Raw genomic sequence first — 17,824 nt, 5'->3', positions numbered from 1 at the left:
TGGCGGCGTTGCCCCGTGCGGACTTCGATTTGCTGAAGCCGCACCTTCAGAACGTCGCGTTCGGTGTCGACACGGTGCTGCTGCGCTCGGGCGATGAGATCGACCAAGTCTACTTTCCCAGTAGCGGCGCCATCGCCTTCATGGTCGACATGCCCGACGGACATACGGTCGCGACCACGCTGATGGGCCCCGAAGGCGCAGTCGGCGTGCTCGCCGTGCTCGGCCCCTCTCGCTCGCCTGTCACCGCGACGGTTCGCGTGGCGGGCACCGCGTTGCAGATTCCTGTCCCGAAACTGCAGTCGGCCTTTGCCCGCAGCGCCGCCATCCGGCACGTGTTGCACGTCCACGTCCGGACGCAGCTCCTGCAGCTTCAGCATGTCGCTGCGTGCAACGCGCTGCATTCGGTCGAACGGCGCATGGGGCGGTGGCTGCTCGAACTTCACGACCGTGTTGCCGCCGACGTGCTTCCGCTGACCCAGGAGGCCCTCGCCCAGCTGCTCGGTGTACGGCGGACGACGGTGACGCTGACGATGAGCCGGCTGCGCGCCGCCGGGGCAATCAGATCCGAACGGCGCGGATTCATCGAGATCGACCGCAACCGGCTCGAGAACGTTGCGTGCGAATGCTATGCGGTGATGCAGGCCAGGCTCGGCCGCAGCTATGACGAGGAGCTGTCCGCGGTGCCGCGCGCCGCGGCGCCCCTGCAGGCAGACGCGACCGTCCCGGAGCGTAAAGCCGCTTCCGGACCGAAGGAATAGCGGGAGTCCCGATCAGTGTGGCTCCGCCGGGGGCGGCGCGAATCCATGTTGCGTTTGCTGCCTTGCGACCTGGCGCAGCACCCTTGCCACTTCGCGCAGTTCATTGCGGGCCGGGCCCGGTTTCAGTCGGCGTGCCCGTTTAAGAAAGTCCTTGGCCTGCAGCAGGAAGGGAGAGGTTTCAGGCGGGATTTGCGTCTGCGCCATGGTGTCCCTCCGTCACGTTCATCGCTGATGAGCTGTATCGGGACCATCAGCCATGGAGCCCGCGCGGGGCGGGATCGCCCAGCTGCCGGACTCCTGAACCCAGGCTTCGGGCGCGAACCAGGAGTGATCGGTGTCGCAGAACGGGCAGCGGGTGCGCGAGAAGAACACCGCGCTCCGCATGAAGCTGTCGCGGTCGGTCTTGATGCCGGTCGGAATTGCGCGCCCGGTTTGCGGACACTCGATCATCACCATACCCATGTGAGCCTCCCTTACTTTTCTCTTTATTGATGTTGAGCAAAAAAAGACCGGCCGGTTGGATTGCGCCTCTTGTGGCGGTGCGAGGACTTGGGGGGCGTCGAGCACCTGTTGTTCGTTCGAGCACGTGGGGGCAGTGCTCGTGGCGCTTGGTCCAACCGGCCGGATTCCCTCCTGAGCGAACCTTGGACGTGAATCGAACGGGGCGCCTATTTGGCCTGCTGAAGGACGTTGGCGACGTGCCTCCGGATCGGCTCGCTGGTTTGGTTTGCAACCTTCTGGGCGAGTTCCCACAATTCCTTGTTCTGCGCCGAGGTGGTCTCGAAGGCTCTGCGCGCCTGCGCCGCGGACACGGCAAGGACGTCGGTCATCGATTTGCTGCCCAGCAGCTCGGCGAAGAAATCGATCGCAGAGGTGGTGTTGGCGCTCGAAATCTCGATCACCTTGAGCCCATAGTCGGTCGCGCCGCTGGCATTGCTCGAATAGGTCTGGCGCAGGGTGTCCGTTACCGCTTCCGACGCGCTCTTCATCTTCTCACAGCCTTCCTGTGCGCGGGCGAGCCCCCGCTCGGCGATTTCGCCAAGTTCAGGCAGCGCCATTTTTGGAAATTCGAAGGGTGGGATCGCAAAGCTGTTCGTTTCGTTCGCTGTAGCTTTCATTTCACTTTCACTCACTGCACAAAGATCCTTTTTTTCCCAAGCGCGATCATTCCCCGAGCCGCTGCATTGCAGCGCGGAGCACACAGGAGGCGGGGCAGTTGTCCCGCTTCCGCATTCCAGCATTGTTTGGATGAGCTTCGACCAGCCCTGATACGACTATGGTCGAGGATCGCAGCTTTTGTCCGTTCGGTTTGCGACTCTCGCCCGAAATATTTTTCGAGAAGTCAAGACCGCGACAATACCGATCCCTGTGCATAGCGCGGACATGCGTGCAGGCGGCGAAGCGTTGCTGCTTTTTGGCAACGCTTTTAACTCCGGCTTTGGTGCCCCGGCTTGCCGCACCGAGGGCGGCGCAACCGGAAACTGGCCCTCGGCCGTGCTATCCAGTACCAAATTCTCATCCGGCCAGGCCGACGCGCTGCCTGCTTCCGGGCGCGGATCGACCGGGTTCCTGCGAGGCTCTCATGCGTGACATTCAACCAATCCGGCAGGCGCTCGAGGCGGCGCTCGGGCCCGACCGAATTGCGGGACTCGTGGCCGCGGCGGCGACGGCCGACGGGGTGATTTTCGAAGGGGCGTATGGACGCAGGGCAGTGACACAGCCCGAGCCGATGACGACCGACACCCTGTTTCGCATCGCATCGATGACCAAGGCGATCACCGCGACAGGCGCCATGCAGCTGGTCGAGCAGGGCAGGCTCTCGCTCGATCAGCCGGCGAGGGAAGTCCTGCCGTTTCTCGGCGAGGCCATGGTCCTTGTCGGCTTCGACGACAACGGTCCCGTCCTGCGGCCCCCGCGCAACGAAATCACGCTGCGGCGCCTGCTGACGCATACCGCCGGCTTTGCCTACGAGATGTGGAACGACAGGATCGCGCGCTACATGGAGGAGAAGCAGATTCCTCCGATGCGCAGCGGCAAGCTGCTGGCGCTGACCGTGCCGCTCGCCAATGAGCCCGGCGAGCGCTGGGAATACGGCGTCAATATCGAGATGGTCGGGCGTCTCATCGAGGCGGTGAGCGGCCTCGATCTCGAGACTTACTTACAGAAGCAGGTTCTCGGCCCCCTTGGCATGCGCGACACCAGCTACATCGCACGAGCCGGATGGGCCGGCCGCATGGCCGCGGTGCATGCGCGCAAGGCGGATGGCGCCCTCGAGGTCATGACCGAGCCGCCGGGCGCGGCGGGGGCGCGCGAGTTCTACCCGGGCGGCGGGGGCCTGTTCTCGACCGCGTCCGATTACTTGCGTTTCCTGCGGGCGCTGATGAACGGCGGCGAACTGGAGGGCGCGCGCATCCTCAAGGAAGAGACCGTCGCCCTGATGGGCGCGAACCACATGGGCGCGCTCAACGTGCAGCCGCTGCCAACCCAGAACCCGCAACTGTCCTGCGACGTCGACCTGATGCCCGGCATTGTCAAGAAATGGGGCCTGAGTTTCCTCATCAATGTCGAAGCGGTGCCGGGCGGAAGGAGCGCGGGCAGCCTCGCATGGGCGGGCCTCAACAACACCTATTTCTGGCTCGATCCGGCGGCGAAGATCGCCGGCGTGTTCATGACGCAGATCCTGCCCTTCGTCGATCCTGTGGTCCTCAAGGCGTTCGATGCCTTCGAGCGCGCCGTGTATCAGGTCGCGGGCGACGCGAGCGGATGATCGTCCTTGACCTCTCATCGACGAACTCCGGGAAGCGATCGGATCGGCACTTTCTTGGATAGTGCCGCGATCCCCCTAATCGACCTGTCCGCTCCTTGGTCACGAGGTCCCACCGACAAGCGCATGCAATTTGATCCAATTCGTCGGAGCTGGATTTTGTGGGCGGTAAGATTTTCCGGTCAACCTCTTCACGGGGGTAGGCAATGGGAGGAATCATGGATGAGACACCATCACCTGGAAACGCGCCGCCACATTGTCGCATCACGGTCAATGTCGAACGAGGCGAAGCGCCTGACGGCTCTGATCGAAGGCCTTCGCAGGTCGATGCTCGACATCCGTCGGCAACGGGCGAAGACCAAGCTGTCCGATCCCGCCAGCCGGATTCTCGATCAGCGACGTGACAATCTGAGAGCCACGATTGCCGCGTTGGAAGATCGTCTGTCGGCCGTTCAGGGGTTGCTGCATCTCGGCCGCCCGCACGTCGTGCATCGAGTGCATTGACCGTGGCTGGCCGCCCGACGAGCGAAGCGAGAGCGGTCTCGGATTCGCTTCGCTCAATCCGGCTTGCGGTTCCTTACCGGCTGTCCCGGCCGGCGCTCGTTCAGAGATGATGCTCGGCGATGATCTGCCCGCTTCCGGAGGACGGAAAGTAGGGGCAGAGCACCTCGGTCTCGCCCTTGTAGGCGTCCCAGCCGAGCAGGCCGAACATCATGTGCGTGTCGGCCATCAAGGCTTCGCCGTTGCACTTGGTCGAATACTCGGGAAGCATCCTGACAAATTCGGCATAGCGGCGCTCCTTCCACAGGTCGAGGACGCGCAGATCCATCTGCCGGTTGAATTCGCTGCCGACCTGCTCCCACTGACCGTCGCCGACCTGATCGTTGGACACGAGGCGGTGCGACAGTGAGCCGGAGGCAAGGACAGCGACCTTGCGGTTGGACGCCGCGATGGCGCGTGCGCAGGCGCCTCCGAACTTGCGGTTCTCCTCGACGCTGGCGAAGATCGGTGCCGCCACCGACAGGACGCGCGCCCAGCCGCCCTGGTTCATGTAATGCATCGGCACGATCGTCCCGTATTCGAGCGGGAGTGTCTCGACCTTGTGCGCCAGCACCTCGAGACCGTCCTTGCCAGCCTCGGCCGCAATGGCGTCGCCGAGTTCAGGATCGCCCGGATAGTCGTAAGCCATGTTCTGGATCATGTGAGGCGCTTCATGGCTCGTATAAGTGCCGCGATGACGCGCATTGGCGTTCATGTGGCAGCCGAAGTTCGAGATCCAGTGCGTATCGAAGACAAGGAACGTGTCGGCGCCTCGGTCGCGGGCTCTCCTGCCGAGCTCGCGCAGCGCCTTGATCGCGCCGTCGCGCTTTCCCTTCAGCGGTCCTTCCCGTTCCGAGATCAGGATCGAGGGTACGTGCGCGACCTTGGCCGCCAGGACGATCTTACCCATGGACTCCTCCCCAGTATCGAACATATTGTTAAGATAATAATCGTTATGATCTTAACGAGTCAAGACCGGCATCGCGGAGAGCAAGTAACTTCCATGAAGAAAATGGCAGAAGCCCGCAAAAACGGTATCGTCGGGCGGCGGAATCTTCCGATGATGTTGTTGCAGGCGCGAGAGACGCTCCTTCAGCATTTCCGTCCGATCTTTCATCGCTTTGGCCTGACCGAGCAGCAGTGGCGCATATTGCGGGTCGTGAGCGATCACGATCGGCTCGAACAGCACGAGATCTCGTCCTTGTGCCAGATCTCCGGACCCAGCCTCTCCAACATTCTCTCGCGTCTGGAAGAAGTCGGATACGTCACGCGTGAGCGCAGCAGAGAGGACCAGCGCAAGGTGTTTGTGGCCCTTGCCGGCAAAGGGCACGCGCTGGTTCGCGAGGTAGCGCCTTCTGTTGACGCGTGTTACCGCGACCTCGAGAGGGTCGTTGGCGTCGATCTGATGGCGTCGTTGATCGTGGTGCTCGACCGGCTCTTGAGCCTGCCGCTGGACTCCATCGAACGGAAGCCCGGCCGCTCAGGCCGAGCGAGCGGCTAGCGCCGGGTTCGTCGGCGGAAGGTTCGGCGTACGACAAAGCGCGTGGGCAGGTTGCGATGCGATGCCGCAAAGCTCAGCACAGGTGCTGTGCGGCGCTGGCTTCGCTTCCCGCGTGCAGGCGCACATCGCGGTGGTCAGGCAAGATCCCAGCCATCGATGTTGCGAAAGTCCCTGATCCTAGGTTCAATTCGATGACTCGAAAAGCATGCCGCGCCGAAGCATCTCAGTTTCACCGCGCGCTAGGTCTGCGTCACCCGGTTGTCATTTGAACGGCCACGCAAACAGCGCTATGAGTTCACCAGCACCGGTTTGTTTTTCATAGCGCCGGAGGCAGCGCATGACATCAATGACCCGTCGCCTGTTCCTGGCGCTGGCGGCTGCTCTTGCTCCGGGCGCGGCGATCGCCCATCACGGCTGGGGCGGATACGACACGTCGAAGTCATTTACCATCACCGGCAAGATCCTGAAATCGACTTACCAGAATCCGCATTGCGAGATCGAGATGGAGGTCGACGGCAAGCACTGGCGCTTCATCCTCGCGCCGCCTTCGCGCATGGAGCGGCGCGGCGTCACGCCCGACATGATCGCGCCTGGAAAGACCTGCACCGTGTTCGGCTACGCTCATACCAGCAATCCGGACGAGGCGCGGATCGAGTACATCGTTCTCGGCGGCAAGCGCACAGAATTGCGATAGACCAGAGTGGAACATCAGCCGGCTGCGTCGATCTTCCTTGTATTGCAGGAAAGCGCGCTGGGTCATGTGATGCGGAGCTCACCCTCCCTTTATCCCGCGGTCGAGATCCTGCACATCCTCGGCTTTGTCATGCTGGTCGGATCTATTCTGGCGCTTGATTTGAGGTTGCTCGGATTGGGAAGCGCCATTGCGATCCAGCCGATGGCGCAATTACTGCTGCCACTGTCACGCGTTGGTTTTCTGCTCGCGATCAGCATGGGGTTCCTGTTGTTCAGCGCCGATGCCGCGCATGTCGTGCGCAACCCTGCATTCCAGACCAAGCTGCTGCTGATCGCGGCGGCCCTGGTCAACGTGGTGATCGCGCATGCCGGTCCGTGGCGGCGCGTGGCGCACTGGCACGGCGAGGCGTCCGGCGGCGCAAAAGTCACTGCGCTCGCCTCGCTTCTGCTGTGGCTCGGCGCCGTCTGCGCCGGGCGCCTGATCGCGTATTTCTGACGGGAGCCGCTGCCGTGTCCCGGAGTCGTTTCGCCATCTTTGCAATCCTTCTCAGCCTCTCAACCGCGGCGGACACCGCCCGCGCCGGCGAGGCCGAGGCTTGGGCCGCGTTGCGCGGTGGCCGGCATGTTGCCCTGATGCGTCATACCGACGCCCCGGGCGGCACTGGTGATCCGCCGGGGTTCCGGCTCGATGACTGCGCCACCCAGCGTAACCTCAGTGCCAAGGGACGCGCCGACGCCGCAAGGATCGGAGCGCGGCTCAAATCGGAACGAATTGAGGTCGAAAGAATCCTCAGCTCGCCGTGGTGCCGCTGCAAGGAGACAGCCACGCTGCTGGAGCTGGGGCCGGTCGAAGCCGAGCCGACATTCGGCAATGTGGTCGTGCTCAGCGATCAGCGAGAATTCCTCGTCGCCGGTGGACGCGCGGTCGTCGGTAAATGGACCGGGAACGGCATCCTTCTCGTCGTGACGCATGGTGCGAACATTATGGCTCTCACGGGGATCTTGCCGGCGACCGGCGAGATCGTCGTGGTGCGAAGCGGAAGCGGCGGCGGAATCGAACGTGTCGGTCGACTGAGACTTGATTGACGGATAACGTTTGATCTGCCGCCGGCGTCGGCGGCAGGACAGTTCGATGGATCTGAATGATCGTCCTTCCCATCTTCCTCAACCTTGAACTGCACTTCCAGCACGCATAAGGTCCAATATTTCCAGCCAGAAGCGGGACATCACTCGAGCAATGCGGCCCTCCGAGCGGCACTCATTTCCCCACCGCCGGGGGCTGGTCATCGTCACAACGCTGGCCACCGCGTATGTGGCGAGCCATTTCTTCCGCGCTTCCAACGTTACGATTGGCCTGGAACTGATGCGCGACTTAGGCATCGGACCGGAAGCCCTGGGAGCACTTACGGGCGCTTTCTTCTTCGGCTTCGCTGCCATGCAGATACCTTGCGGCTTTTTCTTCGACCACTTCGGTCCACGGCGTACCGTGGCCGGTATGCTCATGCTCGCCACGATCGGCGGCATCATCTTCACCATGGCGCCGACCTGGCCCGTTCTGCTCACAGGCCGTGTGCTGATGGGTGCCGGCTTCGGCGCCATGCTCATCGGCAGTATGGTGGTGATCTCACGCTGGTTTCCGCCGGATCGCTTCTCCACGCTCACCGCCATGGTCCTCGCCATTGGCCTGCTCGGCAACTTGATTGCGACCACGCCGCTGGCGTGGGCGTCTCAGGCCGCCAGCTGGCGCATCGTGTTCGGCGCTGCCGTCCTGTTCACAGCAGTCGCGGCGATCGCCATATGGGTGTTGGTGCGCGACGCGCCGCCCGGCCATCCATTCCTGGCCCGAACTCCGGAGCCAATACGCCAGATGCTGCAAGGCCTTCTGGAGGTGCTGAGCAGCCCCCGCCTGAAGCCCATCCTGGTGCTGAGTTTTTGCAGCTACGCGTGCACTTTCACCGTCCAGGGTTTGTGGGGAGGTCCGTTCCTGCGGGAGGTGCATGGCTTAACTCCAATCGAGGCTGGCAACGTCCTGCTGCTGGCCGTGATTGCCTACCAGGTCGGGATGCTTGCCTTCGGCCCGCTGGACCGCCTTCTGGACACGCGCAAATGGATCGCCATAGGCGGTCACATCGTGATCGTCTCCATCCTCGCCACGCTTGCGCTGACACCGACCCCACCGATCTGGCTCCCCGTCGGCGCTGTCATTGCCATCGGCTTCTTTAGTGCATCCAGCACGATGGTGATGACCCATGGCCGAGCGATCTTCCCGGACCGGCTGATCGGGCGCGGCATAGCGACGATCAACACGTCGGTGATGCTGGGCGTAGCTTGCTTGCAAACGTTCTCGGGCATGGTCGTCGGCGCTTTCGAACCGCTGGCTGACGGCGCCCGTACTGAAACCGCTTACCGCGCTCTCTTTGGAGTACTGACCCTGGTGTTGATAGTCGCCGTCGCGATCTACGGCCGCTCTCAGGATATCAAGCCCAGTCAAGAAATGCGCGGCCGGGGATAACGAGATCCGCCATCGACAGCGGCTGTTCGTTTGCCGAGACTTGCCGGGCGACACAGAAGGCTGCCAATGGCCGGTTCGCATCCAGCTGGGCGGCTGGGCCGAAAAGTTCTTCCGGTTCAACTGACATTGAGGCGCCCTATCTAGGCCACGCTTCGTTGACACACTGGGCGGCTCAGTGAAACCGACGGCTGCTCCCCTTGGCTGACATGGGAAAGAAATGCCAATGAACTCCGCGCCGGACATGCAACACGCTGAACGGCGCGAGGTCGCGATCGCCTTGATCAAGGAGGCGTGCGAGCAGATTGGGCGCACGGATGAGCATTCCGCGCCCGAAGAGGAAAAGCCTTCCAGGTTCGAACAAGAGTCCGAGTTCCATGGCCCGGTTCAGCAGAAGCGGCCTACGCTCGGCAGGCCAGGGCGGGGGGGCATTGTCGCTTTGTTCCTGGCAGCGTGCGTCTGCCTTGCTGTTTTGGCTTGGCAACTGAGTTCCCACAGCGCCGGACTGAATGTGGGTCGGTGGGCGTCACAGCAGGTGTCACAGCTGCTGGTGAAGCGGGAAGCTGCGGTGCAGCCGAGCGCCCCTGCACTCGACGCAGTTGCACCGGCGGCCCCGATATCTTCCGAGCTGGCGACGCAGATCCAGACCCTGGCGCGCGATCTCGCGGGCGCGGAGCAAAGGATCAGGCAGCTCAACGCGAGCCAGGAACAACTAATTCGCGATAATGCGGAATTGGCCGAGCGGCTCAAGGCAACACAAGAACAATTGGCTCGCGACAATGCCGCAGTGCTCGAGCAGATCAAGGCGGGGCAGGCACAGATGGCTCGCGACTTCGCGTCATTTGCCGATCAGCTCAAGGCGGTGCAGACACAAATAACTCGCGAGAATGCGAATTCGGCCGAACAGCTTGAGGCAACCCAGGAAGAAATCGCCCGCACTTCGGAGCAGAACCTGCGGCCCAGGCCACCCGGACCTCCGCCCCTGGCGACTTTCGCCCCCAGGGCTAAACCGGTGCCGACACCGAACCAGGCCCGAGCGCAGCCGCAGGCCTCCAAGTCTCAAGGACCGTAGAGCCGTGTTGGTGCATAGAGGAAAAATTCGTGCCCTGCATGGCGAAAGTGCCAAGAATGATCGGAAAAGAAGGAACTCTGGGCCGGTCATCAACATTCCTTCTTCGGGTGGGAACGAGGACCCTCACATGGCAACACAAATCGTTATGGACCATAATGGCGACAGCCGGCACTACTTCACGCAAACAGACCCCGAAGCCTTGGCAAAGGCCGAGAAGCGGTTCAAGGAATTGACGGCAAAGGGCTTCACTGCGGCCGTCCGAACCGGCTCGGGCGAAGTCTCGAAAATCAGATCGTTTGACCCGACTGCTGAGGAGACATTGTTCTTTCCGCGCCTTGTGGGCGGTTGAAGTATCAAGACGTCATGTTCGGTTGTGGTCGCTGGCTAGACACAGGTCTGCGGGTGCGGGCACTGCGGGCGCTCTATAGGACTTTCCTACTGGAGAGGACTAGCCAGTCTCGCGGGCGTCGCCTCTTGCGCGAATGGCTGCCGGCGGAGCAGCGCGCTCAGTTCGATGCGGAAGGGTATTTCGACGTGATCGGGTGCGACACGGGAAAGCGCTATCGCATCCGTCAGGGAACCTCCGCCAACGTGTACGAAATCGACGCTGCAGGCCGGTGCGGAATGGGCTGGTGTTTCGTGCCTGCCGGCGGTCTCGTCGAGGGTGATGTCATGCTCGCGCAAAAGATCGCATTGGAGACGAGCGAACTGAGCGCCTTGGCCGTCGCAAATAGTTTTCCTCCGTTGCTCAGATGGGGGCGCCCCATGGCGCGACCATTTTGAGCCTTCCGTTTCAAACCGACGGGCTCATAGGCTCTTGGACTGACAGCGCGGGTTTCGACGGGCTCTGATCGATAAAACCGGCGGCGATGAGCCGGGCAAAGCCATCAGGCTTGACGGAGCGACCAATCTACTTGGCCAGAAGCTCACTCAGTTCGGTCGTAGTCGAGCAGCGAAGATCATCGATCTGCCGAGCGATCGAGAGCGCGCTTGCTCTCAACGCGTCCAACTTCGATGCCTCTGGATGCTGTTTCTCAAGCTCAACGATTCGCTGGTTGATTGCCGCCAATTCCAGCCGCAGCCGTTCGATCTCTGCCTTGGTCTCCGTCGAGCTGCCTGTGTGGGTCTGCATAACCACCTTCCCCCCTAATGGTAACGCCTGCGTGAACCCGATTCGTGGCGACAGCTGGGAGGTTAGATGACGGGGGTACGGCTATTCGGTGCCGGCCCCTGATCCACTGGTCGCTTCAGGTCGAAATGGATGTTCGCTGTCACGAGCGGAAGCGACGAGGCGCCGCGCTGCGAGGAAACCGCAGGCCGGACCGACCCAGGCACAGCGCGATGACAAATTCATCTTCGGCCGTTGCTGTCGCGCTTCCCATTGCTCATCCAGCAATCTGAAGCCCGCGATGCGCTGCCATGAGCACGCGCACCGCGACGAGCGGCATCAGTGCGGTTCAGGCCACGTCGACCCGGGCACCCGCGTCGTCCGCAACAGCGAGCGCATCGAGATCGACGAACTGCGCGTCCTCAAGCAGATCGCCTTGAGAGCCTGCGCTGCCGTGGACGTGCATGAGAGTCTGCACGCGCCGGGCACCCAGATGGTCGACGTGCTGATGCTGCAGTGCGACCGGCAGCAGCGCTTTCGGCAATTCAACCAGCGCGAACGCCGGATATCTTCGCAGCTCGCTTCCTTCGCGCCACAGCAGCGGGTTGAGCGAGTAGACCAATTGCCGCTCGGTGTCCAAATCTGCCGGTCGCTCCGGCTCGGCCGGCGCGCCGGCTATTACGTTGCCGTTGCCCGCGCGCGTGCGGACTGCGATTGTCCGCAGCTCCCAGCATACCAGGTCCGCGGCTGCGAGGATCTCACGGCCCACCGCGTCGACGCTCGCCGAAAACTTCGTTGCCTCCGGCACGGATGCCGCGCTTTTAGTCACCGCCTCGACGAGCGCGGCTGCGGCGGAGCGAAATCCGGGCGCAGCCCGCTCGATCGCCATGATCATCGTCTCGATCTGGTCCGCCAGCAGCTCGCGGCCGCGCTGCGCCGTGGCCTCCGCCAACGCCCGCTCGGTCAAGGCGACCTGCTCGTCGAGTTCCGCCACATCGGCGCGCAGCGTTCTGGCGCGGTCCTCGATCGCGCGCATCTTCGCTTCGGCCCGCTCGAGCTGCGCATCGCTGGCGCCGCCTACTGCCAGCCGCTCGGCGGCGGCGCGTTTCGCTACGAGTTCCGCCTCTGCCGCATTCAACCGCTCGACCAGCTTCCGCCGCGCCGCCTGCTTATCCCTCAACGCATTCTCGAAGCGCTCGACCGGGCCGAGCTCCCGCCTGAAAAATCGCATCACGAATATCCTCGCGCTTCCGCAATCCGCGACCGAATCAACTCAGCCATAATAGCCGGAAACCTGCATGACATTGCGGCCTAAATCGGCGCAGAAGTCCGCGCTGGCGTGTTGCGCAAATGTCCAGCGCAGCTGCTGTTGCCTTTGCCGCGCTCAGGTTCCATACACCTTCATATGACCGCGCCGTTGTTGGGACGCAGCATCAACCGCCTTGAAGATGAGCGCTTCGTGCAGGGGCGCGGGCGGTACGTTGCCGATCTCGCCGCACCAAACGCTCTTCATGGCGTAGTCGTCCGCTCGACGCATGCGCACGCGCGCATCATGGCGATCCATGTCGCTGCGGCGCGTCAAAAGCCCGGGGTTGCGGCCGTGCTCACCGGATCCGATATCGCCGCCGACAATATCGGCCCGCTGCCTTGCGCGGCGACCAGCATCCCGATGGCAGCGCCCCTCATCATTCCGCCCTGTCATGCGCTGGCGCGGCACGCCGTTCGTTATGTCGGCGAGCCCGTCGCGTTCGTCGTCGCGGAAAGCGCCGAAAGCGCCCGCGATGCCGGCGAGGCCATCGTCGTGGACTACGAGCCGCTGCAGCCGGTCATCTCCCTGGCAGAAGCGGTTTTGCCGGAAGCCCCGTCGATCTGGCCGCAGGCCGAGAACAACATTGCGTTCCAATTCAACCGCGGCGAGGTCGGGGCGGTAGAAGCGGCGATCCGTCACGCTCCCCGTGTCGTGGAATGCGAGCTGGTCAACAACCGGGTCGTGGCCGCGCCGCTGGAAACACGTGGCGCTCTCGGCGAGTTCGACGCCGCGAGCGGCCGTCTGCACCTGACCGCCTCGGCAGCCGGTGCGCACATGATCCGCGACCTGCTCGCTGACTTCGTGTTCCGCATTCCGCGTCAGGAGCTTCGCGTCAGCATTCCCGACGTCGGCGGAGGCTTCGGGATGAAGAACGTCCTCTATCCCGAATGGGTGCTGGTGCTGTGGGCGGCGCGCCGACTGGGCAGGCCTGTCAGGTGGATTGCGGACCGCAGCGAAGACTTCGTAGCCTCCACGCATGGCCGCGACAGCATCGCATGGGCTCGCGTTGCGCTCGATCGGGATGGCCGCTTCCTGGCGCTCGAAACCAGGGTCCTCGCCAACATGGGTGCCTATGTTTCGACGTTGGCGCCGGGGGTGCCGACCATGGCAATGGCGAGCGCGACGGGCGGCGTCTACGACATCCCGCTGATCGCATTTCAGACCAGAGGCGTCTTCACCAACACGACGCCGGTCGATGCCTATCGCGGCGCCGGCAAGCCCGAGGCAAACTATCTGATCGAGCGCTGCATCGATATCGCCGCCGTTGAGCTCGGGATGGATGCGCTGGAGCTGCGGCGCAAGAACATCCTTCGGCGTTTTCCCCATCGCAGCGCAATGGGCCTTTCGGTCGAGCAGGGCAGCTTTGCTCATGCGATCGATCACGCCGTCGCCGCGGCGACAGGATTCGAGGCTCGCCGGCAAAGCTCGCGCGCGCGGGGCCGGTTGCGCGGGCTCGGCTATGCCTGTTTTCTCGAAACCGCGCGCGGCCAGCCCAACGAAGTGGCGGAAGTGCGTTTCGGCGAAGACGGTTTTGTCGATCTGAAGGTCGGTACGCATTCCAATGGCCAGGGCCATGAGACCACTTATGCGCAAATCGCGGCCGACACGCTTGGGCTGCCGCTCGAGCGCTTCCGGTTTCGGCAGGGCGATACGGACGATCTCGACAGCGGGGGCGGGCATGGCGGAGCACGCTCCATGCATCAGGGCGGCACCGCGCTGCTGCTCGCGGCCGAGGGCCTGATCGAGAACGCGCGGCGGCTTGCCGCGCGACTGCTGCAGACCAGTGTCGATGCCATCCATTACGAAGCAGGCACGTTGCGCGTGGCCGCGACCGGGCAGGAGATCAGCCTTAACGAGGTGGCGCGAGCCTCATACCAGGTGACCACCGACGATGTCGCGCCCGGTCTGGCGCACAAGGCAACCCATCTCTGCGACCAATACACCTTTCCCAACGGGTGCCATGTCGCTGAAGTCGAGATCGACCCTGCTACGGGTGAGGTGACACTCGACCGCTACGTCATCTTCGATGACTACGGTCGGCTGCTTGATCCGCGCCTGACGCTCGGGCAGGTACATGGGGGCGTCGCGCAAGGTATCGGCCAGGCGCTGTTTGAGCACGCGTTGTTCGATGCGGACACAGGCCAGATCCTCTCAGGCTCGCTTATGGATTACGCGCTGCCGCGGGCGGGCGATCTTCCTGCGTTCGAGGGCAGACTGACATCTGAGTTTCCGAGCCGCGCCAACCGGCTGGGCGTGAAGGGAAGCGGTCAGGCCGGCGCAATCGCCGCGCCCGCCACCATCATGAACGCCCTGATGAACGCGCTAACGCCGCTGGGCGTCCGGCATCTCGACATGCCCGCAACGCCCTTTCGCGTCTGGCAGGCAATACAGGCGGCCCCGAAGCTGAAGGTGAGCGCTTAGAAATGCCGTAGGTTGGCGGCGCCCGGTCTTGGGAACGAACGTCCCGGTGCCGTGCCGATCAAGCCAATCCCCCTCCAAGTGCGACATCGAGGCAGCGACGCCATCGGCAATCCTCGAGCGTGAGTTCCCGCTGCGGAACGCTGTATTGGGGCAGGGACGCGATGGAACCGGAACCGGCAGCTGATCAGGAACAGCAATGCCGTCAGAGTGTTGATGAGCGGCACTGAGTTCGGGATTATTCGTCACCATTTCGGGCGGTTGGTGCTGATCAAGCTGATGTGCCGAGTGCTCCAGAGTTCATCTATACTTGTTCCGGGCGATACCGTCTGGAGACGTTGCGAGGCAGGAAGGCTGGCCGTCCTGAACGATGCTGCGGCGTACTTCGGGGCTTTGCGGAGTTCGCTTCTGCTCGCAAGGCAGCAGGTGTACATCATCGGCTGGGACATCCACAGCCAAACCCGGCTCGTCGGCGCCTCCGCGCGAGCCGACGATGGTTTTCCCGAAGAGCTCGGTCCCTTCCTTCGGAAGCTGCTGACGAATAGACCCGAGCTTCGGATAAACATTCTGATCTGGGATTTTGCCGCCCTTTATGCAGCCGAGCGCGAGTGGAACTCGGTCCAAAAATTCACGTCGGGAGCTCCGGATCGCCTTCGTATCTGTTTTGATTCCAGCCTTCCACTGGGTTCGGCCCAGCATCAGAAGATCGTTGCAATCGACAATTCGGTCGCATTCGTCGGTGGTCTCGATCTCACAATCCGCCGCTGGGACACCAGCGAGCACTTGCCTGTTCACCCGCTTCGATGCGATCCCGAGGGCAGGGCGTATCCGCCTTTCCACGACGTCCAGTGCATGGTCGATGGAGAGGCTGCCGCGACACTGGCTGAGCTGGCTGAACAAAGGTGGCAGGCCGCTGGTTGTGCGATCGAGGGCCCCCGACCGGTGCCGGGCGATCGCTGGCCGGTCTCGGTGCCCATTCACGCCGAGGGCATCCCGACGGGAGTGGCCAGGACGGAGATACAGACGGCGAGCCGCCGGCGCGTGAACGAGGTCGAACGACTGTTCGAGGCATGCATCAATGCGGCCAACCGATTCATCTATATCGAGAACCAGTTCACCAGTGCGACCGACCTGGCGCGTATCCTCGCGGAGCGAATGCTGCGCGTTCCCTCCCTGCGCGTCCTGATCGTCACGCCCAAGCTGCATTCGTCCTGGCTCGAGTCGCAGTCGATGCAGAACGGGCGCGGGGGTTTTATTGACCGGTTCGTTGCGGCCGATGTCATGGAGAGAATTCGCATTGTGCACCCGTCGTCGCGAGACGAGCGATCGGAAGCCGCTGTTATGGTTCACAGCAAGCTGATGATCGTCGACGATGACATCTTGCGGATCGGATCGGCCAACCTCAACAATCGATCTATGGGCGCGGATACCGAGTGCGATCTCGTCTTTGAGGCGTCATCAGATGATCATCGGAAGTTCGTCGCTGGTCTGCGTCGGCAGCTCATCGGGCATTTCTGCGGAGCAGGTGAGAAGGAAATCGAGAACAACGAAGCCGACCTCTTTGCATTTCTGGACAAGATATCAGCCAGCGGCAGACAGAAGTCACTGAAGCCAATTGAGACGTGCCCCCCGACAAGTAGCGTGGCCAGTCTGGTCCAGCCCGTCGCCGACCCCAAGCAACCCCTCAATCTCGAGCGAGCCGCAAGCCGCATGTGGACTGCCAAGACCATATTGGGAGTATCGGGCATCTCCATTGCGCTTATCGGGCTCTCCCTCGTTTGGTACTACTCTTCCTTGAGCGATTTTGCCGACGTCGGTTTCATTTCCTCGCTGATATCGCCGTATTCGCAATCTACCGTCGCCCCGCTGCTTGCGATTGCGGCGTTTGTCATTGGCGGGCTCGTCATCTTTCCCGTTCTTGTCCTCATCGCGGCGACCGCCGCGGCGCTCGGGCCCTGGCTGGGATTTCTCAGCGCGACCGCAGGCGTGCTCCTGAGTGCAGCGATCCTGTTTGCGATTGGCAGGGCGCTCGGTCATCGGCGGTTGCAGCGACTTCTCGGGCCACGCGCCTCTCGTGTCCAGGGCCGCATTGTTGGCCGAGGGATTCTAGCCGTTGCCATCATCCGGATGGTGCCGGTCGCACCATTTTCGATCGTGAATGTCGTGGCAGGCGCCAGCAAGTTGAGTGCCCGCGATTTCCTGATCGGCACGATCCTTGGCATGACTCCGGGAATTCTTGCGATGGCCGCCTTGGGATCCCAGATCGCAGATCTGGCGAGAAGTGCGTCATGGACCAGCGCGTTGCTGCTTGCGCTTGCGATCGCAGGTTGGATTGCGATTTGTCTCGGAGCTCAGTTCCTCGTGACATGGCTGGCAGGGCGGCAGACCTGATGAGTACGCTGCGGTTCATGACCTGGAATGTTCATGGCACCTTCACTCTCAATCCCAAATTCGATCTGGACGGCGTTTGCGCGGTCATTCGCAAATGGTCGCCGGACGTCGTCGCGCTTCAGGAAATCGATTCGCGGGGACGAAAGGATGATCCGTTTGCCCGGCTGGCGACTGCGGTCGGCGACCACCGGATCGACGCCAGATCGATTGTCACGGAGGACGGCGATTACGGACAGATGCTGTTGAGCCGCTTTCCGTTCTCCGAGGCACCAGCCGTTATCGATGTTTCCTATCGAGAGCGCGAGCCGCGGAGGGCTATTTCGGCGCGCATACAGGCGCCGCCTGGAGAAGTCAGGGTCGTTGCGACTCATCTTGGGCTGAGCATCCATGAGAGGTATGCGCAGGCCCAGGCCCTTGCGAGCCTGATCCGGGCGACGAGAACGGTTGTGGTTGGCGATTTCAATGATTGGTTCTGGGTGAAATCCGTCAGGCGGGTGCTGGCACAGACCTGCCCGAGCCGCACACGGCTGCGCACCTTTCCCTCGCGCTTTCCGGTACTGCGGCTGGACCGGATTTACGTCGCGCGCGGAGGTCGAATTCGGACCGCGTGGACAGACCGCGACGCGCGCGCGTATTCAGACCATTGTCCCGTGCTTGCCGATGTCGAGTTCAAATAGACCCTCACTCACCAGGAGCCGAGGCCGGGACTTCCTGTCGCCGTCTGACGATCGTGAATCTCTGCGGCGGAGCCGCAGGACCGC

Annotated in this window: 20 protein-coding genes; 14 read left to right on the top strand and 6 right to left on the bottom strand. The window is 62.8% G+C overall.

Features of this window, described 5'->3' with window-relative positions; all coding sequences use genetic code 11:
- Positions 1–29: 29 nt before the first annotated feature.
- Positions 30–758: a Crp/Fnr family transcriptional regulator gene (locus tag HY852_RS01080; protein ID WP_291601839.1), complete on the top strand. Its 729-nt coding sequence runs from the start codon at positions 30–32 to the stop codon at positions 756–758.
- Between the two features lie 12 nt (positions 759–770).
- Here the strand turns inward: HY852_RS01080 and HY852_RS01075 are convergent, their stop codons facing one another.
- The 3 genes from HY852_RS01075 to HY852_RS01065 all read right to left on the bottom strand — a co-directional run bounded on the left by HY852_RS01075 (position 771) and on the right by HY852_RS01065 (position 1,876).
- A complete protein-coding gene (locus HY852_RS01075) occupies positions 771–962 on the bottom strand; it encodes a hypothetical protein (protein ID WP_291601836.1) in 192 nt (63 codons plus the stop codon).
- Positions 963–980: 18 nt separating this feature from the next.
- A complete protein-coding gene (locus HY852_RS01070) occupies positions 981–1,220 on the bottom strand; it encodes a hypothetical protein (RefSeq protein WP_291601834.1) in 240 nt (79 codons plus the stop codon).
- 206 nt (positions 1,221–1,426) lie between these two features.
- Positions 1,427–1,876 (bottom strand): phasin family protein, encoded by a 450-nt coding sequence (locus HY852_RS01065; RefSeq protein ID WP_291601832.1) that lies wholly within the window; start codon positions 1,874–1,876, stop codon positions 1,427–1,429.
- Between the two features lie 464 nt (positions 1,877–2,340).
- On the opposite strand from HY852_RS01065, the gene HY852_RS01060 reads away from it, so the two are divergent.
- Both HY852_RS01060 and HY852_RS01055 read left to right on the top strand, forming a co-directional pair.
- Positions 2,341–3,525 carry a serine hydrolase gene (locus tag HY852_RS01060; RefSeq protein WP_291601830.1) on the top strand — a complete coding sequence of 395 codons (1,185 nt, stop codon included), beginning with the start codon at positions 2,341–2,343 and terminating at the stop codon, positions 3,523–3,525.
- A 219-nt stretch (positions 3,526–3,744) separates the two neighbouring features.
- A complete protein-coding gene (locus HY852_RS01055) occupies positions 3,745–4,026 on the top strand; it encodes a hypothetical protein (protein ID WP_291601828.1) in 282 nt (93 codons plus the stop codon).
- Between the two features lie 100 nt (positions 4,027–4,126).
- Here the strand turns inward: HY852_RS01055 and hpaD are convergent, their stop codons facing one another.
- The gene (gene hpaD, locus HY852_RS01050; protein ID WP_291601826.1) at positions 4,127–4,972 is read right to left on the bottom strand and encodes a 3,4-dihydroxyphenylacetate 2,3-dioxygenase; all 846 of its coding nucleotides are present in this window, start codon (positions 4,970–4,972) and stop codon (positions 4,127–4,129) included.
- On the opposite strand from hpaD, the gene hpaR reads away from it, so the two are divergent.
- The 8 genes from hpaR to HY852_RS01010 all read left to right on the top strand — a co-directional run bounded on the left by hpaR (position 4,937) and on the right by HY852_RS01010 (position 10,620).
- Complete coding sequence (gene hpaR / locus HY852_RS01045) at positions 4,937–5,563, top strand: homoprotocatechuate degradation operon regulator HpaR (RefSeq protein WP_291601824.1); 627 nt, start codon at positions 4,937–4,939, stop codon at positions 5,561–5,563. The genes hpaD and hpaR overlap by 36 nt on opposite strands.
- Positions 5,564–5,900: 337 nt before the next feature.
- Positions 5,901–6,257 carry a DUF6152 family protein gene (locus HY852_RS01040; RefSeq protein ID WP_291601821.1) on the top strand — a complete coding sequence of 119 codons (357 nt, stop codon included), beginning with the start codon at positions 5,901–5,903 and terminating at the stop codon, positions 6,255–6,257.
- A gap of 6 nt (positions 6,258–6,263) precedes the next feature.
- On the top strand, positions 6,264–6,752 hold the full coding sequence (locus HY852_RS01035) for a hypothetical protein (protein ID WP_291601818.1): 489 nt from the start codon (positions 6,264–6,266) through the stop codon (positions 6,750–6,752).
- Positions 6,753–6,766: 14 nt separating this feature from the next.
- Complete coding sequence (locus HY852_RS01030; protein WP_291601816.1) at positions 6,767–7,342, top strand: histidine phosphatase family protein; 576 nt, start codon at positions 6,767–6,769, stop codon at positions 7,340–7,342.
- A 151-nt stretch (positions 7,343–7,493) separates the two neighbouring features.
- Positions 7,494–8,768, top strand: a complete 1,275-nt coding sequence (locus tag HY852_RS01025; protein ID WP_291601813.1) for an MFS transporter — start codon at positions 7,494–7,496, stop codon at positions 8,766–8,768.
- Positions 8,769–8,991: 223 nt separating this feature from the next.
- Positions 8,992–9,837 (top strand): hypothetical protein, encoded by an 846-nt coding sequence (locus tag HY852_RS01020; RefSeq protein WP_291601810.1) that lies wholly within the window; start codon positions 8,992–8,994, stop codon positions 9,835–9,837.
- Positions 9,838–9,964: 127 nt separating this feature from the next.
- A complete protein-coding gene (locus HY852_RS01015) occupies positions 9,965–10,186 on the top strand; it encodes a hypothetical protein (RefSeq protein ID WP_291601903.1) in 222 nt (73 codons plus the stop codon).
- A 14-nt stretch (positions 10,187–10,200) separates the two neighbouring features.
- Positions 10,201–10,620 (top strand): hypothetical protein, encoded by a 420-nt coding sequence (locus HY852_RS01010; RefSeq protein WP_291601902.1) that lies wholly within the window; start codon positions 10,201–10,203, stop codon positions 10,618–10,620.
- Between the two features lie 127 nt (positions 10,621–10,747).
- Here HY852_RS01010 and HY852_RS01005 read toward each other — a convergent pair whose 3' ends face one another.
- Both HY852_RS01005 and HY852_RS01000 read right to left on the bottom strand, forming a co-directional pair.
- Complete coding sequence (locus tag HY852_RS01005) at positions 10,748–10,969, bottom strand: hypothetical protein (RefSeq protein ID WP_291601899.1); 222 nt, start codon at positions 10,967–10,969, stop codon at positions 10,748–10,750.
- Positions 10,970–11,294: 325 nt separating this feature from the next.
- Positions 11,295–12,176, bottom strand: coding sequence for a hypothetical protein (locus tag HY852_RS01000; RefSeq protein ID WP_291601806.1), 882 nt, complete (start codon positions 12,174–12,176; stop codon positions 11,295–11,297).
- A gap of 174 nt (positions 12,177–12,350) precedes the next feature.
- On the opposite strand from HY852_RS01000, the gene HY852_RS00995 reads away from it, so the two are divergent.
- The 3 genes from HY852_RS00995 to HY852_RS00985 all read left to right on the top strand — a co-directional run bounded on the left by HY852_RS00995 (position 12,351) and on the right by HY852_RS00985 (position 17,740).
- Entirely contained in the window at positions 12,351–14,675 is a 2,325-nt protein-coding gene (locus tag HY852_RS00995) for a xanthine dehydrogenase family protein molybdopterin-binding subunit (RefSeq protein ID WP_291601804.1), read from the top strand.
- 213 nt (positions 14,676–14,888) lie between these two features.
- Positions 14,889–17,063: a VTT domain-containing protein gene (locus tag HY852_RS00990; RefSeq protein WP_291601802.1), complete on the top strand. Its 2,175-nt coding sequence runs from the start codon at positions 14,889–14,891 to the stop codon at positions 17,061–17,063.
- Positions 17,063–17,740, top strand: coding sequence for an endonuclease/exonuclease/phosphatase family protein (locus HY852_RS00985; protein WP_291601800.1), 678 nt, complete (start codon positions 17,063–17,065; stop codon positions 17,738–17,740). The genes HY852_RS00990 and HY852_RS00985 overlap by 1 nt, the downstream gene beginning before the upstream one ends.
- Positions 17,741–17,824 lie beyond the last annotated feature (84 nt).

Source organism: Bradyrhizobium sp. (assembly GCF_016213215.1).
Classification (GTDB): domain Bacteria; phylum Pseudomonadota; class Alphaproteobacteria; order Rhizobiales; family Xanthobacteraceae; genus Bradyrhizobium.
Note: the sequence above shows the minus strand (reverse complement) of the source record. Positions and strands in the feature narration are given on the sequence as shown.